This is a genomic window from Bradyrhizobium sp. ORS 86 (assembly GCF_045571475.1).
In the GTDB taxonomy this organism is placed as follows: domain Bacteria; phylum Pseudomonadota; class Alphaproteobacteria; order Rhizobiales; family Xanthobacteraceae; genus Bradyrhizobium.
Genome location: NZ_CP120699.1, coordinates 5,687,491 through 5,709,553 on the forward strand (window position 1 = coordinate 5,687,491; position 22,063 = coordinate 5,709,553).

Annotated in this window: 15 protein-coding genes; 3 read left to right on the plus strand and 12 right to left on the minus strand. The window is 64.3% G+C overall.

Translation table 11 applies throughout. The annotated features are described in order from the left end of the window. The first annotated feature begins 1,283 nt into the window (after positions 1–1,283). On the plus strand, positions 1,284–3,071 hold the full coding sequence (locus P6U25_RS26255; RefSeq protein WP_407147663.1) for an adenylate/guanylate cyclase domain-containing protein: 1,788 nt from the start codon (positions 1,284–1,286) through the stop codon (positions 3,069–3,071). A gap of 99 nt (positions 3,072–3,170) precedes the next feature. Here P6U25_RS26255 and P6U25_RS26260 read toward each other — a convergent pair whose 3' ends face one another. From P6U25_RS26260 to P6U25_RS26275, 4 genes are all read right to left on the minus strand, one after another. Next, positions 3,171–3,410 (minus strand): hypothetical protein, encoded by a 240-nt coding sequence (locus P6U25_RS26260; RefSeq protein WP_280976623.1) that lies wholly within the window; start codon positions 3,408–3,410, stop codon positions 3,171–3,173. 252 nt (positions 3,411–3,662) lie between these two features. Continuing rightward, entirely contained in the window at positions 3,663–4,685 is a 1,023-nt protein-coding gene (locus tag P6U25_RS26265; protein WP_407147664.1) for a S1C family serine protease, read from the minus strand. 80 nt (positions 4,686–4,765) lie between these two features. Next, complete coding sequence (locus P6U25_RS26270; protein WP_407147665.1) at positions 4,766–5,215, minus strand: hypothetical protein; 450 nt, start codon at positions 5,213–5,215, stop codon at positions 4,766–4,768. Positions 5,216–5,223: 8 nt separating this feature from the next. Further along, the gene (locus tag P6U25_RS26275) at positions 5,224–6,825 is read right to left on the minus strand and encodes a GMC family oxidoreductase (protein ID WP_407147666.1); all 1,602 of its coding nucleotides are present in this window, start codon (positions 6,823–6,825) and stop codon (positions 5,224–5,226) included. 289 nt (positions 6,826–7,114) lie between these two features. Between P6U25_RS26275 and P6U25_RS26280 the strand changes: the two genes are divergently transcribed. Beyond that, the gene (locus P6U25_RS26280) at positions 7,115–8,752 is read left to right on the plus strand and encodes a flavin-containing monooxygenase (RefSeq protein ID WP_407147667.1); all 1,638 of its coding nucleotides are present in this window, start codon (positions 7,115–7,117) and stop codon (positions 8,750–8,752) included. A 200-nt stretch (positions 8,753–8,952) separates the two neighbouring features. Here P6U25_RS26280 and P6U25_RS26285 read toward each other — a convergent pair whose 3' ends face one another. From P6U25_RS26285 to P6U25_RS26320, 8 genes are all read right to left on the minus strand, one after another. Then, positions 8,953–12,255: a carboxyl transferase domain-containing protein gene (locus P6U25_RS26285; protein WP_407147668.1), complete on the minus strand. Its 3,303-nt coding sequence runs from the start codon at positions 12,253–12,255 to the stop codon at positions 8,953–8,955. Between the two features lie 23 nt (positions 12,256–12,278). Then, positions 12,279–13,163 carry an ABC transporter permease gene (locus P6U25_RS26290; protein ID WP_407147669.1) on the minus strand — a complete coding sequence of 295 codons (885 nt, stop codon included), beginning with the start codon at positions 13,161–13,163 and terminating at the stop codon, positions 12,279–12,281. Then, positions 13,160–14,116, minus strand: coding sequence for an ABC transporter permease (locus P6U25_RS26295; protein ID WP_407147670.1), 957 nt, complete (start codon positions 14,114–14,116; stop codon positions 13,160–13,162). Before P6U25_RS26295 ends, P6U25_RS26290 begins: the two co-directional genes overlap by 4 nt. Before the next feature lie 5 nt (positions 14,117–14,121). After that, positions 14,122–15,669 (minus strand): ABC transporter substrate-binding protein, encoded by a 1,548-nt coding sequence (locus P6U25_RS26300; protein WP_407147671.1) that lies wholly within the window; start codon positions 15,667–15,669, stop codon positions 14,122–14,124. 229 nt (positions 15,670–15,898) lie between these two features. Further along, positions 15,899–16,903 carry an ABC transporter ATP-binding protein gene (locus P6U25_RS26305; protein ID WP_407147672.1) on the minus strand — a complete coding sequence of 335 codons (1,005 nt, stop codon included), beginning with the start codon at positions 16,901–16,903 and terminating at the stop codon, positions 15,899–15,901. Further along, positions 16,900–17,976: an ABC transporter ATP-binding protein gene (locus tag P6U25_RS26310; RefSeq protein WP_407147673.1), complete on the minus strand. Its 1,077-nt coding sequence runs from the start codon at positions 17,974–17,976 to the stop codon at positions 16,900–16,902. Before P6U25_RS26310 ends, P6U25_RS26305 begins: the two co-directional genes overlap by 4 nt. Next, positions 17,976–20,408: a CaiB/BaiF CoA transferase family protein gene (locus P6U25_RS26315; RefSeq protein WP_407147674.1), complete on the minus strand. Its 2,433-nt coding sequence runs from the start codon at positions 20,406–20,408 to the stop codon at positions 17,976–17,978. Before P6U25_RS26315 ends, P6U25_RS26310 begins: the two co-directional genes overlap by 1 nt. Next, the gene (locus P6U25_RS26320) at positions 20,408–20,566 is read right to left on the minus strand and encodes a hypothetical protein (RefSeq protein WP_407147675.1); all 159 of its coding nucleotides are present in this window, start codon (positions 20,564–20,566) and stop codon (positions 20,408–20,410) included. Before P6U25_RS26320 ends, P6U25_RS26315 begins: the two co-directional genes overlap by 1 nt. 137 nt (positions 20,567–20,703) lie before the next feature. Here P6U25_RS26320 and P6U25_RS26325 point away from each other — a divergent pair, with 137 nt between their 5' ends. After that, a complete protein-coding gene (locus tag P6U25_RS26325) occupies positions 20,704–21,918 on the plus strand; it encodes a mandelate racemase/muconate lactonizing enzyme family protein (RefSeq protein ID WP_407147676.1) in 1,215 nt (404 codons plus the stop codon). The last annotated feature ends 145 nt before the right edge of the window (positions 21,919–22,063 follow it).

Here is a 22,063-nt window from a genome sequence, read left to right on the forward strand (position 1 = left end):
GTACACGTTGCAAGGTGTCTCGGCCAAACGGAAGTGAGGCAATCTGCGCCAGACTTTTACGAATCTGCGGTCACGAAAAACTGGCTCGGATTCATATATTTCGTGTCTGAGTTCACCGAACGAGCCAACATAACAGCGGACGCTTACATTTCCGTAGCTCCACAAGCCGGCATAGACACGAGCGCCGTTGAGGTATCTCAAATCATAGGAAGCAAAGCCATCCGTGTCGGCGACGCTCCTGAAATACCTAAGCAATCTGACGAGCATTCTCGTCTGATCTACTTTCACCATCATTCGTCTTGTCGTGAGAATATACGCAAAGGCGCCGCCTATGTGCAGCGCGAATAACTGAGGTATGAAAGCAAATATGATTATCACACAGACAACGATCCATCGTCCTCTTACGAGCCCTTCAATGGCGTGTTGCTCGGGTGTTAGCGTATAGATTCCATGGTACGCAAAAAGCGCCAGGAAAAACGCTCCCCACGTAGGAACTGCCGTTGAGCAGAAGAAAGTACTGAACCATCCTGGCGTGCCTAAACCCGCTCGTCTTCACCCAGCTTTGGTGTGACGCCAGAGGCGTCGGCCAGGTCTTTAGGCGGATCGAATACCGACAGACCACGCTTGATCATTGATAGAAAGCTCGCTTGCAAGACATCGCGGCAGCTACCTGATTAAGCAGTCGAGGACCATCAACGACGGAATTTGGGACCATGTGGCTCCGAGAAGACAAGGGCGAGCCAACACGTACTCACTCGGCATCAGTACTGGCGAACTGTCAGCTTCAGCCTGTTTTCGAATAGACCAGTCCCACCGAATGGCGATGAAAAGCGGAAGCGCTGGTGTCGCAAGCGGCCATCCCACCAACAAACCCCACGGCGTGCCTTCGGACCAGGAAAGATGCCAGCCGGGGCATCCAGCCGGAGGGGCAACCAGAAGCGGAAGCGCCGCTACCCCAGCCGAGAAAAGCGCCGCGATGAATACAGCCATGCGAGGAAAGTTCACTAGCTCGTCCTCAGGTTGCAGTTGAGACGGAAGACTATCTGAAACCACGGACCAACGCAAAAGCGAGGTCCACAATGGGTCACGAGCGTCGCCCTCTGCAACACTCAGCTGTCCGTGAACTTCCGCTATGCCCCGTTTGCGACCGAGGTCCTGTGGCGGCGCAACACGTCGCGAAGGGCCAGAAGGCGACATCACCTAGGGTGGGCATCCGATCAGAGCACGTCTGGCACTGCCGTCGGATCCATCATAGAGTGCGCCGTCGATTAGATTGCGGGCCAATGGTACAAGAACGGCCAGTGCGGGTTGAACGCAGATTATCGGCGATCTTGGCCGCCGATGTGGCTGGCTATTCGCGGCTCATGCATGATGATGATGAGGCTACCCACGCTAGGCTAACGGCGCTCCTCGCGGACACTGTCGCCCCTGCGATTGCGGAGCACGGCGGCCGTATCGTGAAGAACACCGGTGACGGGTTCTTGGCGGAGTTTCCGAGCGCGGTCGAAGCGGTACGCGCTGCCGTGCAGTTCCAGACCCGCATCAAGGAACTTACTATCTGCGAGGAAGACAGGCGCATTGCCTTCCGCGTGGGCATCAATATCGGCGACGTAATCGTCGAGCCCCATGATGTCTTTGGAGACGGCGTTAACATTGCGGCGCGGCTTGAGAGCATCGCGGAGCCGGGCGGCATCTGCATCTCGGCTTCTGCTTACGATCAAGTCCGAGGTAAGGTTGGGGCTGAGTTTTCCGATATGGGCGAGCAAAATCTCAAAAACATCGCTTCCCCGGTCCGAGCCTATGCCATGGTCGGGGACGGATCGAACCGGACAATACAGGGTGCTCGCGCCAAGCCGAACCTGCTTTCACCGCCTCGTCTCTCCATCGTTGTGCTGCCTTTCCTCAACCTCAGCGGCAACCCCAAGCAAGACTACTTCGTCGATGGTGTGACCGAGAGCCTCACGACCGACTTGTCGCGCATCTCAGGCTCGTTCGTGATCGGCCGACACACCGCATTCACGTACAAAGGCAAAGCGGTCGACCTCAAACAGATCGGCCGCGAATTGAACGTTCGCTACGTGCTCGAGGGCTCGGTGCAGCGAGGCGGCAACCGGCTGCGAGTGAATGTGCAACTGATCGACGCAGAGACCGGCAATTACCTTTGGGCCGAACGCTTCGACGAACCCGTTGCTGATCTTTTCGATATGCAAGACGAAATCGTATCGAGACTCGCCAACACATTGAATACTCAACTTATTGAGGCTGCGGCCCGGAGAGCCGAGCGTTCGCTCAATCCGGACGCATTGGATTTGCTTTTTCAGGGGGAAGCTTGCCTCAACAAGGGGATGACGTCCGAGTACATGATGCAAGGGCGGCACTTTTACGAACGTGCCTTGGCGCTTGATCCCGACAATGTTGACGCGCTGGTCGGAACAGGAAGGGTCGACGTGACATGTGCTTCGACCTCCATGGTTGACAACCGTGACGCTCTCCTCGCAGCGGCCGAGGCTGCACTGACCAAGGCTCTGTCGATGGCTCCGAGGTATGCTCTGGCCCATCTGTTTCTGGGCGTCGTCCAGATGGTTACGAACCGTCCCGCTCAAGGCATTCGCGAATGTGAACAGGCATTGACGCTTGATCGCAATTTGGCCGAAGCTCACGCCTGCATCGGCTTGGGGAAATATTTTCTTGGTCTTGGCGCGGAAACCGAAGCGCACGTCAACGAAGCATTCCGCCTTTCTCCTCGTGATACTGGCGCGTTTCGCTGGATGCAGTTTGTTGGCATCGCCAAGTTGCAGATCGGCGCCGATGCCGAAGCAATCGCTTGGCTGCAGCGGTGCCTAGAGGCAAATCGAAATCACGCCGTTGCTCATTTTCAGCTGGCTGCAGCGCTCGCGCTGCTCGGCAAGCTAGATCAGGCACAGGCCGCCGTGAATGCTGGACTTGTTCTCAACTCGACTTTCACTATCCGCCGCTTGCGCACCACCGCCTCAAGCGACAATGCGGCATATCTCGCTGGACGCGAGCGCATCTGTGAGGGCATGCGTATGGCCGGGGTGCCTGAGACGTAAATGTCCGAGTTGGGTCACACCCCGTAAAGCTCAGGACGAGCACAAGATTTCCGCTTCGCCTCCAAGACCCGACATTTTGCACGTTTATGCGTACACGCCCTAGCCTAGTCGGTCCACACGGATCGCGTAGCCAAAACGCTTACGAGCACGACCACGCAGGTGGTCGGAAAGAATTTCCACGCGGGTGCCAGCGGCACGCCTCGGATGGCGAAGGCGCAGTTTGGCGGACGATGCCGCGACGCCGAATGCCCGCATTGTGGTGCTGCCGGCCACATGATGATGGTCGAGCAGCCCGACGAACTGTTGGCGGCGTTGCGGTAGCGCTGCCACAGACTCCACTTTCCTTCTCCCCTTGTAGGAGAAGGTGGCACAGGCGGCTAATGGCCGCCGTTTCTAAGCAACGCCGACGCGGAGCGTCGGCTACGGCGCCGGATGAGGGGTTCTCTCGGCAGACGAACTCGCGGATAGAATCCCTCACCCGGCTTCATCTCGCTTCGCTCGATTTCGCCACCCTCTCCCACATCCGCCTTCGCCAAGGCTACGGCGGACATGAGAGGAGAGGGTGCACCTCACGCGCGGCTAGGATTGTCGTCACTGTTTCGCAGGCTTGCGCTCGATCGGATGAATATCGATCGCACGAAGACGGCCGAGGCGCAGCACGTCCATCGACAGGGTCCGGCCGATCCGGCTGTGATCGAGCGCGCGGATCAGATCGTCGACGCCGTTGATCTCGATGCCGTCGAGCCTGATGACGACGTCGCCGGGCAGCAGGCTTGCCCGCGCGGCAGGACTGTCGGGTTCGATCTGCATCAGCAGCGCGCCCATCTTGTTCTCGACGCCGGCGAGCACGGCATGCCGCCGCGGCACCGGCGCGGTCTGGCCGGCGACGCCGATATAGGCGCGGCGGACATAGCCGTGGCGGATGATCTCCGACAGCACGAACTGCGCGGTGTTGCTGGCGACCGCAAAGCAGATGCCCTGCGCGCCATTGATGATCGCGGTGTTGATGCCGATCACCTCCGCCTTCGACGACACCAGCGGCCCGCCGGAATTGCCGGGATTGAGCGCGGCATCGGTCTGGATCACGTCCTCGATGGTCCGTCCGCTGACCGAACGGATCGAGCGGCCCAGCGCCGATACCACGCCGGCGGTCACGGTCGATTCAAAGCCGAGCGGATTGCCGATCGCGACCACGAGCTGGCCGCGCCGCAAGGTCTTGGAGTTACCGAGCGAGGCATAGGGCAGATCGCGCGCGCCATCGGCCCGCAGCAATGCGAGGTCGGTGTCGGGATCGACACCGAGCACATGCGCGTCGGTGACGAAGCCCTCGGTGTCACGAAGCCGGATCTCCTTCGACGATCCGACCACATGGCTGTTGGTCAGCACGAGCCCATCGGGCGAGATCACGATGCCCGAGCCGAGCCCGCCGCGCTCGCGGGCATTGCGCACCTTCGGTCCGGTTTCGACCCGCACCACCGCCGGGCCGACGCGTTCGGTCACGTCGATCAGCGCATTGGAATAGGCATCCAGCAAAACCCGGTCATCCTCCCGGGCAGCATCGGCCGTTCGCGATGACGGCCTGTCATCGGCGATATCTGAGGTAAAATCTAACATGACGAGAGTCCTTTGGTCTCCTCAGATGGTGACCGGTTCCCGCCGCCGCAAGTGGTTACATCTGGCGCAGGCCAGCCCTGCTAGGGCGCCCGCCGCAGCGTGCCGCCGCGCGCCCTGACCGGGTCGAGCAGCGACCAGTCGCCTTCGGGCAACACATGCCCCTTCGGGAATGGCGCGCGGAGCTCGAGGCCGAGCGAGCGCAGCACGCGATCGTCCCGGTAGTAGCACTGCAGCACCACGCGGACGAGCGTCGCGGCCACAGCCCCGCTGCTGGCACGAAACTCCTTTGCCACGGCATCGCGCCTGGCGTCGTCGAGCTCGGCGAGCGGCCTGCCGGCGAGCCGCGCCAGATGGTCCAGCGCCTGCGCGACCGGCGCGGTGTCGCGGCCGAGCGTTGCGAGCATGTCGGCCTGGATTGCGGGATCATCGGCGCCCGGTACCTTGTACTCGGCGCTTTCGGGAACGATCATCGCGGCGATGATGCGAAGGTCGGCGCGCTGGGCTGCGGTCAGTTCATTGCTGTGGGACATGGCGAACCTCAGTCGAACAGATTGGCAAGACGCTGCTTCATCTGGTCGGCGATGTAGAGCGCGAGGGCCTGGATGGTGGAGGTCGGATTGACGCCACCGGAGGTGACGAAGATGCTGCCGTCGACGATGAAGAGATTCTTCACGTCGTGCGAGCGGCCCCATTCGTTGACCACGGAACGCGACGGATCGGTGCTCATCCGTGCGGTACCGAGCAGATGCCAGCCGCCCCACGGGATCGGATCGTTGATGCAGATGTCGGTGGCGCCGGCAACTTCGAGAATCTCCCGGCCGCGCGCCAAGGCATGGTCCATCATCTTCCGGCTGTTTGCGCTGATCGTGTAGTCGATCTTCGGCGCCGGGATGCCATGGCCGTCCTTCAATACGGGATCGAGCGTGACGCGGTTGTGCTCTTCCGGCAGGTCCTCGCAGATCGCCGAGACCGCGAGGCGGTGACCGTTGAGCTTGCGGAAGACACGGTGATGGTCCGCGCCCCACGGCAGGATGCCTTTCTGCTCGCTCGCGACCGCCTCGAACACCGGCCCGGCGCCGCGGCCGAACTGGATGCCGTAGCCACGCACGAAGCCGCGCGACAGATCCGTGTCGTAGAACTGCTTGCTCCACAGGCAGGTCGGCGGCGCGCGGTTGCTATCGGTCGGCTCCTGCACGAAGCCGTAGATCTGCGCGTAAGGGTGGAACATCAGGTTCTTGCCGACCAGGCCGGACGAGTTGGCGAGGCCGTTCGGAAACTTGCCGGAGACGGAGTTGAGCAGCAGCCGCGGCGTGCCGACGCCATTGCAGGCGATGATCACCACCTCGGCCGGCTGAAACTGCTCGACGCCATCCTTGTCGTAATAGACGACGCCGGAGGCCATGCCGTGCTCATTGGTCAGGATCTCGCGCACCCGGCAATGCGTCTTGAGCTCGACCCCGGCGCGGATCGCATGCGGCCAGTAGGTGATGTCGGTCGATGCTTTCGCGCCTTGCGCGCAGGCCGGCGTACAATGGCCGAGATTGATGCAGCGCGCCCTGCCCTCGTAGTCCATCGTCGCCACCGTGGTGTCCGAAGGCCACCAGTGCCAGCCGAGCTTGTTCATCGCCTTGCCGATCAAAGGACCGGACAGGCCGAGCGGCTGCGGCGGCATCGGCGGATGGGTCAGGGGCGACAGCGGATCGCCTGACAGGCCCGACGTGCCCATCATGCGGTCGTTCTCTTCGTAGAACGGGGTGAGCGCGTTGTAGTCGATCGGCCAGTCGTCGGCGACGCCGTCGAGCGTCTTGACCTTGAAATCGGAGGGATGCAGCCGCGGCCAGTGCGCGGTGTACATCACCGTCGAGCCACCGACGCCGTTGAAATTGACGACCTTGATCGGGGAATTGTCGTCGTTGATCGGATAGTCCTCGGGCCGGCGGCGGATATTCGGGCTGGTCGACCAGTCACCGTAGAATTTCGCCTCCCAGTCGCGGCCCGTGCTCGGATAGTCCGCCGGGTTCATCCAGCCGCCCTGATCGAGGCAGAGGATATGCATCTTGGTGTCGGCGAGGCTCCAGGCCACCGCAGCACCGGACGCGCCGGCGCCGATGATGAGGACGTCAACGGGATCGTTCTTCATTCTTATTCCTTGACCAGACCACAGATGCGCAAATTGCGCATCGCGGAATCTCGAGATTCTGGGTTCGGTCCTGCGGACCGTCCCGGAATGACGTGCGTAAAATCGCAACAACGATAGAGGAAATCCCGACGTCGAGTAAAGGCACGGCGCGCGTTGTCCGCCGCACCTTATGTCGCGTGCGCGGGTAAACCCCGCAAATCGCGATAGCTGCCCCGCTCTGCGCGGTTTGTCGGCCGCGGCGAGACCGGCTAGCCTTGGCGGCAATCAACAGGTCAGGGAGCAACGACAGGTGGCCGCACCGCGCCAGGATCACGCCCCGTCGCAGACGGCTGCGCTCGACTACGACGTCATCATCATCGGCGCCGGGCTCTCCGGCATGTATCAGCTCTACCGGCTGCGCGAGATGGGCCTGCGCGTTCGCGTGTTCGAGACCGGCACCGGCGTCGGCGGCACCTGGTACTGGAACCGCTATCCCGGCGCGCGCTTCGATTCCGAGAGCTATTCCTACGGCTACTCCTTCTCCAAGGAGCTGCTCGAGGAATGGGAATGGTCGGAGCATTTCGCCGGCCAGCCGGAGACGCTACGCTATTGCAACTATGTCGCCGACAAGTTCGATCTGCGCCGCGACATCCAGTTCGAGAGCCGGGTCACCGCTGCGATCTACCAGGACGAGACGCGAAGCTGGACGGTCACGCTCGAAAACGGCGCGCACCACACCTGCCGCTTCCTGATCACCGCGATCGGCCCCTTGTCGACGCCGACGCTGCCGCGCATCGAGGGCCGCGACAGCTTCAAGGGCCAATCCTTCCATACCGCGCGCTGGCCGAAGCAGACGGTGGACTTCGCCGGCAAGCGCGTCGCGGTGATCGGCACCGGCGCGACCGGCATCCAGACCATCCAGACCATCGCCGGCGAGGTCGGACATCTCACCGTGTTCCAGCGCACCGCCAACTGGGCGGCGCCGCTGCACAACGGCAAGATCGAAGCCGAGACCCAGGCGAAGATCAAGGCCGGCTATCCCGAGATCTTCGCGCGCTGCAAGGAGACCTTTGCCTGCTTCGTCCATACCCCTGACCCGCGCGGCGCGTTCGAGGTCACCGACGAAGAACGCGAGGCGTTCTACGAGAAGCTCTATGGCGAGCGCGGCTTCGGCATCTGGCAGGGCAATTTCAGGGACATCCTGATCGACCGCAAGGCCAATGCGACGATCAGCGATTTCGTGGCGCGGAAGATCAGAGAACGCGTCAAGGACCAGGCGGTGGCGGACAAGCTGATCCCGAAGAACCACGGCTTCGGGACGCGGCGCCTGCCGCTCGAGACCTTCTATTACGAGGTCTACAACCGCGACAGTGTCGAACTGGTCGATCTCAAGGAGACGCCGATCGAGCGCATCACGCCCGAGGGCATCCGCACCAGCGCGAAGGACTACGCCTTCGACATCATCATCTATGCGACCGGCTTCGACGCCATCACCGGCAGCTTCGACAAGATCGATCTCCGCGGCGCCGGCGGCGCGCTGCTGAAGGACAAGTGGAAGCACGGACCCGAGACCTATCTCGGTCTGATGATCGACGGCTTCCCCAACCTGATGATGCTGATGGGCCCGCACACCGCGCTCGGCAACATCCCGCGCAGCATCGAATACAGCGTCGACTGGGTCACCGGCCTCATCCGCTTCGCGGTCGAGAACGGCCTGACCTTCCTCGACGCCACGCCCGAAGGCACCGCCGACTGGACCGATCATGTGAAGGAGCTGGGTGTCGGCCTGCTGTCCAACGAGGTCGATTCCTGGATGACCGGCATCAACCGCAACGTCGACGGCAAGCAGACCCGCATCGTCGCCCGCTACAGCGGCAGCGCGCCGGCGTATCGCGCAAGATGCGACGAGGTGGCGGCGAAGGGGTATGTGGAGTTGCGGTTGGGGTAGCGGCCTGATTCACCGCTGTCGTCCCTGCGAAAGCAGGGACCCAGACTCTGCGGCGTGCATTGTGAACAGTACTCGTCATTCCGGCGGCGCACAACGATCGGCATTTCTGGCTATGGGTCTCGGCGTTCGCCGGGACGACACTGAATTTGCGGCGGCCGATGGGACGAACCTCCGCGTCACAGCCAGCGCGCTCGCCTCACCTACCACGCGTCGATACACGGCCGCTTGCGGTGCGTGCGCGGCTCCGGCGTCGGCACCGAGCGGAGGCCCGCCATGATCCAATGCCGGGTGTCGGCAGGGTCGATCACCTCGTCGATCTCGAGCACGGAAGCGATCGAGACCGCCTTGCCGTTGGCGTAGAGCTCGGTGACCTTGGTCTGGAAGTACTTTTCGCGCTCCACCGGGTCCTCGATCGCTTCCATCTCCTTGCGGAAGCCGAGCCGGACATAGCCTTCCAGCCCCATGCCGCCGAACTCGCCGGTCGGCCAGGCCACCGTGAAGAATGAGGCGTGGAAGCCGCCGCCGATCATCGATTGCGCGCCCAAGCCATAGCCCTTGCGCAGCACGATGCCGAACAGCGGCACCGTGATGCTCGCGCCGGTGACGAACATCCGCGCGACGTGACGCACGATCGCGGTCTTCTCGGCCTCCGGACCGACCATGAAGCCCGGCGTGTCGCACAGCGAGACGATCGGGATGTCGAAGGCGTCGCAGAGCTGCATGAAGCGCGCGGCTTTGTCGCCGGCCGGCGCGTCGATCGCGCCGCCGAGATGCTTGGGATTGTTGGCGATCAGGCCGAACGGCTTGCCCTCGATGCGGATGAAGGCCGTGATCATGCCGACGCCGAAATCGCGCCGAATCTCCAACACCGAGCCCTCGTCGGCGATCAAGTCGATCACGTTGCGGACGTCGTAGACCCGCAGGCGGTTCTCCGGAATCGCGCGGCGCAACAGCCGCTGGTCCGGCGCTTTCCAGTCCTTCACCGGTCCCTGGAAATAGGACAGATATTTTTGCGCCGTGGTCGTCGCCTCGGCCTCGTCCTCGACCAGGATATCGATCACGCCGTTCGGCGCCTGGAACGAGACAGGACCGACCTCGGCCGGATGATAGACGCCGAGCCCGCCGCCCTCGATCATCGCGGGACCGCCCATGCCGATCGAGGCGTTCTTGGTGGCTATGATGACGTCGCAGACGCCGAGCATCGCCGCGTTGCCGGCGAAGCAGTAGCCGGAGACGATGCCGACCACCGGCACAAGACCGGAGAGCCTTGCGAACTGCACAAAGGACGGACCGTCGAGGCCGGTCATGCCGAGCCGGTCGGTATCGCCGGGACGGCCGCCGCCGCCTTCGGCGTAAAACACCAGCGGAAGCCGCCACTGCTCGGTGAGCGTGAGCATGCGGTCGATCTTCTTGTGGTTCATGTGGCCCTGCGTGCCCGCCAGCACGGTGTAGTCATAGGCGATCACCATGCAGCGCGCGCCTTCGGGGCCGAAGTCTTTCGCGTTGACGGTGGCGACGCCGGCGATCAGGCCGTCGGCCGGCGTGTTCTTGATGAGGTCCTCGACCTTACGGCGGCGGCGTTGCGCCGCGATCGCGAGCGATCCGTATTCGACGAACGAGCCCGCGTCGACGAGATGCGCGACGTTCTCGCGCGCGGTGCGCTGGTTGGTCTTGCGGCGGCGCTCGACCGAGGCCGGGCGGTTCTCGTCCAGCGTGATCGCCTTGCGCGCGATCAGCTCGGCGAGATCAGGGCGGATGTAGTCGAGATCGATCGCCGCCTCTTCCTCCGCATGGTGCCCGTCGACCTCGGCGGGTTCGAGGAACAGGATCGGCTCGCCATGCATCAAGGTGACGCCGGGACCGCCCGCGATCTTCATCACACGGCCACCATGCGGCGCGGTGACGAGATGCTCCATCTTCATCGATTCCAGCACCGCGATCTGCTGGCCCGGGCGGACCAGATCGCCTTCCGCGACATCGATCGCGACAATCGTGCCTTGCAGGGGCGCCGGCACCGCAAGCGAGCCTTCCGGCACAGGCTCGGTTGCCTCCAGCGTGGCGGCCACCGCCGGGTTCACTTCGACCAACGGCGCGGCAAGATCGTTCGCCGCGCCGACCAGCGCCGCGACATGGGTATCGATGAAGTTGGTGCTGATCTTGTTCCGGACAAAGCTCTGGTGCGCCAGCACGGCACCGAGGAACGGGATGTTGGTGGCGACGCCGCCGATCCGGAATTCGCGCAAGGCGCGGGCTGCCTTGTGCACGACATCAGGCCACTTTGGGCTCGGCGAATGCACGATGACCTTTGCGAGCAACGAGTCGAAGGCCGCGCTGGTCTTGTAGCCGGAATAGCCGAAGGTATCGACGCGGACGCCGGGGCCGGACGGCAGGTCGAACATGGACAATGTGCCGCCAGTCGGCTTGGTCAATCCCCTCTCGTCCATCACCTCCATATTGACGCGAAGCTGCATGGCATAGCCGCGCGGCAACGGCACCGCGGCTTGCGCGAGCCCGAGCGAGGCCAGCGTCGCGCCGGCCGCGACCGCAAGCTGCGCGCGCACCAGATCGATGCCGAGCACCTCCTCCGTCACCGTGTGCTCGACCTGCAGCCGCGGATTGGCCTCGATGAAGGCGAACGCGCCCTCGCCTTCGCCGGCGTCGTCGTCGACCAGGAATTCGAAGGTGCCGAGATTGTCGTAGCGCGCGGCGGAAGCGAGCTGCTTTGCCGCCTCGATGATGCGCGCCCGCAAGGCCTCGCTCAGCGATGGACTCGGCGCCACCTCAATGAGCTTCTGGTTGCGGCGCTGGATGGTGCATTCGCGCTCCCAGAGATGGCTGATCGTGCCGTGGCGATCGCCGATGATCTGCACCTCGATATGGCGGGCTTTCCGGATCAGCCGCTCGACATAGACATCGCCGCTGCCGAACGCGGCCTTGGCCTCCGATTGGCAGCGCGCATAGGCTTCATCCAGCTTGGCCGCGTCGTCGACCACGCGCATGCCGCGGCCGCCGCCGCCGGCAATCGCCTTGATCATGACGGCGGCGTCCGCGCCGAGCGAGGCGAAGAACGCTTTGGCCTCATCGAGCGCGGTCGCACCTGACGTGCCCGCAATGATCGGCACGCCGCATTTCTTTGCCAGCGCTTTCGCCTTGGCCTTGTCGCCGAACAGCTCGAGCGCCTCCGGCGACGGGCCGACGAAGGTGATCTTCTCCTCCGCGCAGCGCCGCGCGAGCTCGGCATTCTCGCTGAGAAAGCCATAGCCCGGGTGCAGCGCGTCGCAGCCGGCCGCCTTGGCCGCCGCGATCACCGCCTCGATATCGAGATAGGCCCGCGCGCCGCGCCCGGGGATCTCGCGGGCCTCATCGGCGGAACGGAGATGCCGCGAGGCCGCATCGTCGGCGGGATAGATCGCGACGGTGGCAAGGCCGCTCTCTCCGGCGGCGCGCGCGATGCGGATCGCGATCTCGCCGCGGTTGGCAATCAGCAATTTCTTGAAGGACATGGACGGTTCCGTGAGTTGCTCGCCTAACGATCCTTCATGGTCGGATCGAGCACGACACGCAAGGATTCTCCGAGCGCGTTGAACGCCAGGGAGACGATGAGAATGGCAAGGCCCGGCGCATACATCTGCTCCGGGGCGATTTCCATATACTGATAGGCGCGCGCCAGCATGGCGCCCCAGCTCGGGTCCGGCGGCTGGATGCCGAGGCCGAGGAAGGAGAGGCTCGCTTCCGCCAGCAGTGCTGCGGCGAGCAAGAGGGTCACCTGCACGATCACCGGCTGCAGCGTGTTTGGCAGCACATGGCGCCAGAGCACATGCCAGGTCGGCGCGCCAAAGCCTTTCGCGGCGTCGACATAGAGCTCCTGCCGCACGATCAGCGTGCGGGCGCGAACGATGCGCGAAAGCGCCGGGAACATGGTGATGCCGACTGCGATCATGCCGTTGGTGAGCCCGATGCCGAGCGCGCCGGTGACGGCAATCGCGAGCACGACCGCGGGGAACGACAGGAAGGTGTCGATGATGCGGCTGATGATGTCGTCGATCCAGCCACCGAAATAACCGGCGGCGAGGCCGACCGGCAGGCCAATCAGAACCGCGACGCCGACGGCGAGCAGGCTCGCATAGACCGTCGCCGGTGCGCCATAGATCAGGCGGCTGAGCACATCGCGGCCGAGATCGTCGGTGCCCAGCCAATGCGCCGGGCCCGGCGGCGCCAGCATGTTGTTGACGTCCTGCGCGGTCGGCGCGTAGGGCGCGATCCAGGGTGCGCCGATCGCGACGATCACCAGCACCAGCAGCACCAGGATCGACAGCGCGGCACGGAGATCGCCGGCGAGCCAGCGCAGGACGCGCCGCAGCCGGGTCGGTTTGGTGGGCCGCTTGAGCTCGGCGAGCGCGAGGTCGGTCATTGTTCGATCCTCGGGTCGATCGCGGCGCAGAGCAGATCGGTGATCAGGTTCACCGCGATCACCACGACCACCATGGTGAAGACGACGCCCTGCACGATCGGGAAATCGCGCTGGATCGCGCCGCGCACGATCAGGCTGCCAAGCCCGGGAATCGCGAACACCGCTTCGATCACCACCGTCGCCGCCAGCATGCGGTTGACCAACAGGCTGATGATCGTGAGCAGATTGACACTGACATTCTTCAGCCCGTGCTGCCAGAGGATGCGAGACATCGACAGGCCCTTGGCGTGCAGCGTGCGGACATATTGCGACGACAGCACCTCCAGCAGCGCGCCGCGGAGCTGGCGCGCGACCTCGGCCATGCCGTAGGCCGCGATCGCGATCCCCGGCAAAAGCGCGTATCTGATCGCCTCGACCGGCGAGGCGGTGAAGGACTTGGCGCCGGTCGCCGGCAGCCAGTTCAGCTTCAATGAGAATTCGGCGACCAGGATCATGGCGAGCCAGAAGCCGGGAATAGCGACGCCGAGCGAGGCGATCACGCTGACCAATTTGTCGATCCAGCCGTTCGGCTTGATCGCCGCGATCACGCCCATCGGAATGCCGGTGACGAGCGCCAGCACCATGGCGATCACGACGATCAGGAGCGTGTTCGGGAAGGCGCGCCCGATCGAGGTCGCGACATTCTCGCCGGTCAGCAGCGATTGCGACAGGTCGCCCTGCGCGACCTTGCCGAGCCAGGCGCCGTATTGCACCAGGAACGGACGGTCCAGGCCGTAGATACCCCTGATCTCGGCAATGCGCGTGTCGGTGGCATTGTCGCCCGCCAAGGTCACGGCGATGTCGCCGGGCACGAGCTTCAACAGCGCGAACACCATGAAGGTCGCAAGCAGAATCACCGGCAGCGCCTGCAACAGGCGGCTGCCGATGACCTTGACCGGTGAGCGTCGCGCCATTGTTGTCAGCTCTCCAGCCAGACGTCGTCGTATTTCGGTTTGCCCAACAGGTTGGGCTTGTAGCCCTGTACCTTCTTGTTCATGGCGACAAGCTCGAACTGGAACGCGAGCGGCGCGACGAAGGCGTTCTCCATCACCAGCCGCTGCACCGTCGCGAAGGCCTTGCGCCTGACCTCGATATCCTCCGAGGCCCGCGACTGCTTGATCGCGGCCTCGAGCTCCGGCGGCACCGGCGCGCGGCCGCCATTATAGTAGGCGTCCTTGGTGAACATCAGCGAATAGGTCAGGCTCGGATCTGGGCGCCCGGTCCACGCCGCGAGCAGGCCGGAGCCCTTTTTCTCCGGACCGAAGAACGCGGCCGAGGCTTCCGCGATCGGCGCGTTGACGAAGCGTACATTCATGCCCGCCTTGCGGAACTGCTCGATCAGGATTTCCTCGCGCTGCACCGAATCCTGATCGGAGTAGCCGCCGATCTCGATCTGGGTGCCCTCCTTGAAACCGGCCTCGGCCAGCAGCTTGCGCGCCTTGGCGGGATCGTAGGGATAGAGCTTCGCGACCTCGGCGTCATAGGCCCAATGCGACTTCGGCAGGTTCATGTAGGCCGGCTCGGCGAGACCGGCGAGCGCGGCCTTGACGAAGGATTCGCGGTCGATGGCGAAATTGAGCGCCTGGCGAACCTTGACGTTATCGAACGGCGGCTTGGCCCAGTTCAGGAAGATCTGGAACACGTAGAGCGTCGGGCCGTGCACCACCTTGACGCTGGAGGCGCGCTCGATGATCGCCTTCTGCCGCGGCGGGAGCTGATAGATCAGATCGTTCTGGCCCGCGGTGACCGACCGCGCGCCGGTGGTGAGTTCGGGGATAATCGAGAACTCGATGCCGTCGGGATAGGGCCGGTTCGGCTTCCAGTACTTGTCGTTGCGCTTGACCACGATCTTCTCGCCGTCGGCCCAGCTTACGAAACGATAAGCCCCGGCGCCGACTGGCTTGCGGGTGACCACACCGCCTTCGGCCGCCTTCAGCGCCGTCGGCGACACCATCATGCCGGCGCGATCCGACAGAATGCCGGGCAACGCGGTATCCGGCGCGTTCAGCTTCAGCGTCACCTGCTGCGGCCCGGTGACCTCGACCGAGGCCACCGACAAGAGGTCGGCCTTGATGTTGGATTTCGGATCGCTCTTGTTGCGGTCGAGGTTGAACTTCACGGCCTCTGCATCGAGCGGCGTACCGTCATGGAAGGTGACGCCGGATCGGATATTGAGCACGAGCGTGGTGGGATCGGTGAACTTCCAGCTCTCGGCCAATCCCGGCCTCGGCTTCAGCGTCTCGAATTCCCATTCGACCAGCGTGTCGTACATCGTGAACAGGAAGGCGTGATCGGAGCCGGCGCCACCGGTGGCGGGATCGAGGCTTGACGGATTGGCCGGCGCGGAGATGCGCAGCGTACCGCCCTTCTTCGCCGCTCCTTGCGCGAAGGCAGGACCGCCGAGGCTGGCGCTCGCGAGCGCGCCCGAGATCAACGCAATGGCCTCGCGTCGCGTCGTTATTGTCATGGCAGGTCCTCCATTATCTCAGGGCGTCAATTTGAATCGGCTTAGCGGCAGACTGGCTGCACCTCTCCCGCTTGCGGGGGAGGTCGGATCGCATCATAGATGCGATCCGGGTGGGGGCTCTCTCCAAGATGTGACTCGTGGAGAGAGCCCCCACCCCAGCCCTCCCCCGCAAGCGGGAGAGGGAGTGCAGTTCCTTCAGGGTCGCTAATCGAACTGATCTCATCGCGCGCTAGCTCGGCGGGAAGTTTGGGCGGTCGGCGAAGTGGCACGCCACCCAGTGATCGGGCTTCAGCTCGCGCCACTCCGGCGCCCGCTCGGCGCACAGTGGCCGCGCGTGCGGGCAGCGGGTACGGAAGCGGCAGCCGGTCGGCGGATCGATCGGGCTCGGCACCTCGCCTTGCAGCACGATCCGCGTCTCCTGCCGCATCGACGACGGCAACGGCCGCGGCTCGGCCGAGAGCAGCGCCTTCGTATAGGGATGCAGCGGCCGCTCGGACACTTCCTCGGTCGGGCCAAGCTCAACGAACTGCCCGAGATACATCACCGCGACACGCTCGCTGATATGCGAGACCACGGCGAGATCGTGGGTGATGAAGACGTAGGTCAGGCCCAAGTCGCGCTGTAAATCGGCGAACAGGTTGAGCACGTCGCCGCGGATCGACATGTCGAGCGCCGCCACCACCTCGTCGCAGACGATCAGCTTGGGCTTGAGCGTCAACGCACGTGCGATCACCACGCGCTGCTTCTGGCCGCCGGAGAGTTGATGCGGGTAGCGCTCGCCAAACTCCTGCGACAGCCCGACACGCTCCAGCGCCTCCCTTGCCTGCCGCTCGCGTGTCGCGCGGGTGCCGACCCGCGCAAGCTTGAGCGGCTCCAGCACCGAGGCGAGGATGGTCATCCGCGGATTCAGCGCGGCATTGGGATCCTGGAAGATGATCTGGTAGTCGCGGCGGTGACTCTGGAATCGCTTGCGCGACAGCGCGAGCGGATCGATGCCGTCATGCAGGATGGCGCCGGCGCTGGGCTTTAAGAGAAACACCAGCGCGCGGCCGATCGTGGTCTTGCCCGAACCGGACTCGCCGATGATGCCAAACGTCTCGCCTCGGCGGACGTCGAAATTGACACCGTCGACCGCCTTCACGGTGGCGCGGCGATCCGAGGTCTGGAAGCGCACCTGGAGGTCGCGCACCGAGACGATGGGGTCGCGACCAGGCTCGGCCGAGGCAGCGGTCATTGCGTCGCGACCCTCGCTGCGAGGGATGTCTCGGGCGGATGCAGCGCGCCGGGCAGATTGAGCTCGGCGAAGCGCCAGCAGCGGACTCTTCTGCCGCCACCGGCATCCTGTAGCGACTGCTCCGCTTCGCAGCCCTTGGTCGCATGCGTGCAGCGGGCGCGGAAGCGGCAGCCGCTCGGCATGTCAGCGATCGACGGCACGCGGCCCGGAATCGACGGCAGCCGGCCGTGGCGCGGGCTCAAATGCGGCAGCGAGCGCAACAGGCCCGACGTGTAGGGATGCAGCGGCCGCACCAGCGCCTCGTCGACGGTGGCGTCCTCGATTACCTCGCCGGCATACATCGTGATCATTCGCGTGCAGGTCTCGGCGACGACGCCAAGGTCGTGGGTGATCAGCATCAGCGCGGTGCGCGAGGTCTCGCTGATGTCACGCAACAGTTCGAGGATCTGCGCCTGCACGGTGACGTCGAGCGCGGTGGTCGGCTCGTCTGCGATCAGGAGCTGCGGCCCGCAGATCAGGGCGGCTGCGATCATCACGCGCTGGCGCATGCCGCCGGAGAGCTGGTGCGGATAGTCGTCGATGCGCCGCTCCGGCGAGGCGGTGCCGACGCGGCGGAGCATCTCCAGCGTCTTGGCGCGTGCCTCTTCGTATCCGATATTGGTGTGGACGCGCAGCGTCTCTGCGATCTGGTGGCCGACGGTGAAGACCGGATCGAGCGCGCTCATCGGCTCCTGAAAGATCATCGCGATGCGCTTGCCTCTGATGTCGCGCATCTGCCGCGCGCTGCAATTGGCGAGATCGATGCCGTCAAACATGATCTTGCCATCAAGGCCAGCGAAATTGCCGGGCAACAGCCGCAGGATCGACAGGCCGGTGATGGTCTTGCCGCAGCCGCTTTCGCCGACGACGCCGACGCGTTCGCCCGGCGCAATGTCGAAATCGATCCTACGGGTCGCCTGCCAGATACCGTGCGAGGTCTTGAAACGGATGCCGAGCCCGCGCACGGACATCAGCGGCCGCGCACCATCGCGCGCTCCCTCGGTCTTGCGCTCTGCCGGCTGGCCTGCCTGCATCAACCCGCTGCCCGCTTCTTCTCTTTCACCAGTTGTTCCTCCATCAGCATCTCGGTGCCGATGATGCCTTCCCGCGCAAGCTCGTCGAGCTCGGCATCGCTGAGGCCGAGCATGCCGCCGAGGATCTCGCGATTGTGCTCGCCGAGCGTCGGCGGCACCGAGCGGATCGCAAAGGGTTCGGCGCCCTCGCGGAACGGCATCGAGGGCTGCGGATGCTTGCCGATGAAGGCGCGGTCGACCTCCTGAATGAAACCGCGGGCATGGAGCTGCGGATCCTTCAGCAGATCGATCGGCAGCCGCGCGACACCGGAGGCAACCCCGGCCGCCTGCAATGCAACCATCGCCGCATCCGGATCGCGTGCCGAGGTCCAGGCGGTGATCGCAGCCTCGATCTCGCCTTCGATGGCGCGACGGCCGGTGGCCGTCTTGAACCTTGCATCGTCGGCCCAGTCCTCGCGGCCGAGCAGCCGCGCGAGCCGGGGCCACATCGCATCGTCGGATATCGCGACCACGATCCAGTTGTCCTCGCCGGTGCAACGGAAGCAGCCATGCGGCACGAAATCGGGATGGCGATTGCCGTATTTGACCGGCGGCGTGCCGTCGATCGAGTGCGCGACGATCCAGGGCGCCGCGAACGGCATCATGCATTCGATCTGCGCGAGATCGATGAACTGCCCCTGCCCCGTCAGCCGCGCGTGGATCAGCGCGGTCAGCACCGCGGCGCAACCGTTGAGGCCGCCGACGGCATCGCCGAACGCGGTGTGGCTCATCACCGGCGGGCCGCCGGCATCGCCGACCACGCTCGGCAAGCCCGAGCCCTGCTCCAGCGTCGAGCCGTAGGCGCGGCAATCGCGATAGACGCTGCCGGCACCGAACGCCGACATCGACATCATCACCAGCTTCGGATTGAGCTTGCTCAGCACCTCGTAGCCGAGGCCGAGCTTCGGCAGCACCTCGACCGAATAATTGTCGACCACGAGATCGGCATCGGCGAGCAGGCGTTTGGCCAGCGCAAGTCCCTTCGGCCGGGTCAGATCGAGCGTGATGCCGCGCTTGTTGCGGTTCATGATGCAGTAGCGCACCGACTTCTCGTACATCTGCTCCAGCACGTAAGCCGGGCGCCGATCGACGCCGCGCCACCAGTCCGGATACTGGATCGCCTCGATCTTGATGACGTCGGCGCCGAGATCGGCGAGCGTGCGGGTACAGATCGGCCCGGCCCAGCCCATCGAGAAATCGACGACGCGGATGCCTTCGAGCGGCAGGCGATCGGCCGTGGCAGGCTTGGGCGCCGCCACGCGTGGCGCCGCCTCGCGCTTTGCCTGCTGCTCGCCGATATCGGGAACCCGGCCACCGCGAAGCGGCGGCGTGCCTGTCAGCCGCTGCATGGTGCCGGCGCTGAAGCCGCTCTCGTCGCCCACACTGATCGGCACGATAGCGCCGCGAGCCCGCTTCTCCTCATCGGCGATCAGGTCCGAGATCTCCGGCACCGGCACGATCGGGATCTTGCGCTTGAGGCCCTCGGCGAACCATTCCTGCGCAGTCCGTTGTTTGAGCTTCGGCAATATCTTGCGCTCGATCTCGGCGACATGTTGTAGCCGGTCGACGCCGAGAAACAGCGACGGATCGTCGCGCAGGTCGGTGAGGTCAAGCATCTCGCAGAACGAGCGCCACTGCGCCGGCGTCACCGTGGTGACGCCGAGCCAGCCCTGCCTGGTCTCGTAGATGCCGACCGGAAAGGTCGGCCAGAAGCGGTTGACGCCGAGCCGCCGCATGATGTCGCCGCGCGAGAACGCCTCGAACATGATGTATTCGGTGACGGCGATGCTGGCCTCGAACAGGCTGAGATGGCTGGAGCGGCCGCGCCCGTCCTGCATGCGCCCGAGTACCGACGAACTCGCTGCGATGAAGCCCCAGAGCCCGCCGAGGATCCCGGTCTGGAAATCCGGCGCGTGCATCGGCGGTCCCTGCTCCGGGCCGACCAGCTTCACCAGGCCGGTCAGCGCGCGAATGGTGGAGTCGGTCGCGGCAAAGTCGGCGTAGGGACCGCGATCGCCGAACCAGGAGAGGTCGAGATGGATCAGGCCGGGATTGTCCCGCTTGATCGCGTCGAGATCGATCGCGGGACAATCCGCCGCATCGAGGCCGCGGCCATCGAGCAGGACGTCGCAGTCGGCAATCAGCTCGCCCAGGCGCGATGTGGCGCCCGCGTCGTTCCTGTCGAGCACGACGCTGGATTTGTTGAAGTTGAGAAACGCAAACCACGCGCTCTGCCCGCTCAGCGTCAACGGCGCGGTGCGGCGAAGCGGATCGCCCTGTGGCGGCTCGACCTTCTGCACGTCGGCGCCGAAATCGGCGAACAGCCGCGCGCAATAGCTCGTCGCAGCCGCACTACCAACTTCGACAATCCGCAGATGCGACAACGCGCCCATCACGCTTCCCCGCGAGCAAAATGCCAGCCGATGACAACGGCTGATTCAGTTTCTTGTTGTTTGAACTTGAAGCCGTGCGAGAGCGATGATGCAAGTGGAATTTTTTCTCCCGCTTGACGGAATTCATCAATGGCGACGACACTTAGCGACACGCGCATTGCTATGAGAACATCGCTCGACGGTTGCTCGGCCCGGCGCGAGGCCAATCTGCGTTGGCGGGTTGCTGCCGTGCGATTGACGCATTGCTCGATCCGCTATTCTACTTCCTCAAGTCAAACACAGCGGGCAGGAAACCATGAGCAAAGCCACAACAATCAAAAGCGTCGAAACGCTCGCCTGCGATGCCGGCTGGCGGAATTATCACTTCGTCAAGGTGACGACCCAGGACGGGCTGGTCGGCTGGAGCGAATATGACGAGGGCTTTGGTGCGCCGGGCGTGACGGCGGCGATCGAGCGGCTGTCGGCGCGGGTGGTCGGCCGGAATGCGTTCCAGCATGAGCGGATCTATGCCGAGCTGTTTGCCGCGACGCGTCCGGCCGCCGGCGGCGTGGTCGCGCTGGCGCTCGGCGCGATCGAGAACGCGCTGCTCGATGTCAAGGCCAAGGCGCTGGGCGTGCCCTGCTACGACCTGCTCGGCGGCAAGATCCGCGACCGCGTGCGGGTCTACTGGTCGCATTGCGCGACGTGGCGCATCAATCATCCCGACTGGTACAAGCCGGCGATCACCGATCTCGACGGTGTCAAGGCCATCGGAGCCGAGGTGCGCGAGAAGAAGTTCTCGGCGATGAAGACCAACATCTTCGTCTACACCGACGGCAAGCCGGTGGGTTGGCGGCCCGGCTTCGGCTCGCCGTTCGAGCCCGAGATCAATGTCGACCGCACTGTGCTGCGCAATCTCTGCATGCACCTGGAAGCGATCCGCGACGGCGCGGGGCCGGATGTCGATCTGCTGCTCGACCTCAACTTCAACGCCAAGACCGAAGGCTATCTCAAGATCCTGCGCGCGATCGAGAAGATGGACATGTTCTGGGTCGAGATCGACACCTTCAACCCGCAGGCGCTGGGCTATATCCGCCGCCAGAGCCTGCATCCGGTCTCGTCATGCGAGACGCTGCTGGGCCTGCGCGAGTTCCTGCCCTATTTCACCGAGCAGGCGATGGACGTCGCGATCATCGACACGCCGTGGAATGGGGTCTGGCAATCGATGAAGATCGCCAATGCCGCCGAGCATTTCGAGGTCAACGTCGCGCCGCATAATTTCTACGGCCATCTCTGCACCATGATGAACGCGCATTTCTGCGCGGCGGTGCCGAACCTGCGGATCATGGAGACCGACGTCGATCGCCTCGCCTGGGACCACGAGTTGTTCACCCACGTGCCGGAATACGTCGACGGCCATCTCGTGATCCCGGATCGCCCGGGCTGGGGCACCGAGCCGAACGAGGAAGGCCTGCGCGCCCATCCGCCGAAGAACAAGGGCGGCCTGTTGAATTATGGGCTGAAGAAGTAGCAACGGCTCTCACCGCATTGTCGTCCCGGCGAAGGCCCATAGGCGTTAAGTTAGGCTTGCGGTGCGGGATGGTTCGTGATTCCAGCATGGCATGAGATATGAAGCACTGGCGATCGCGACTGGGCGGGGATCGTAACCCGGCTTG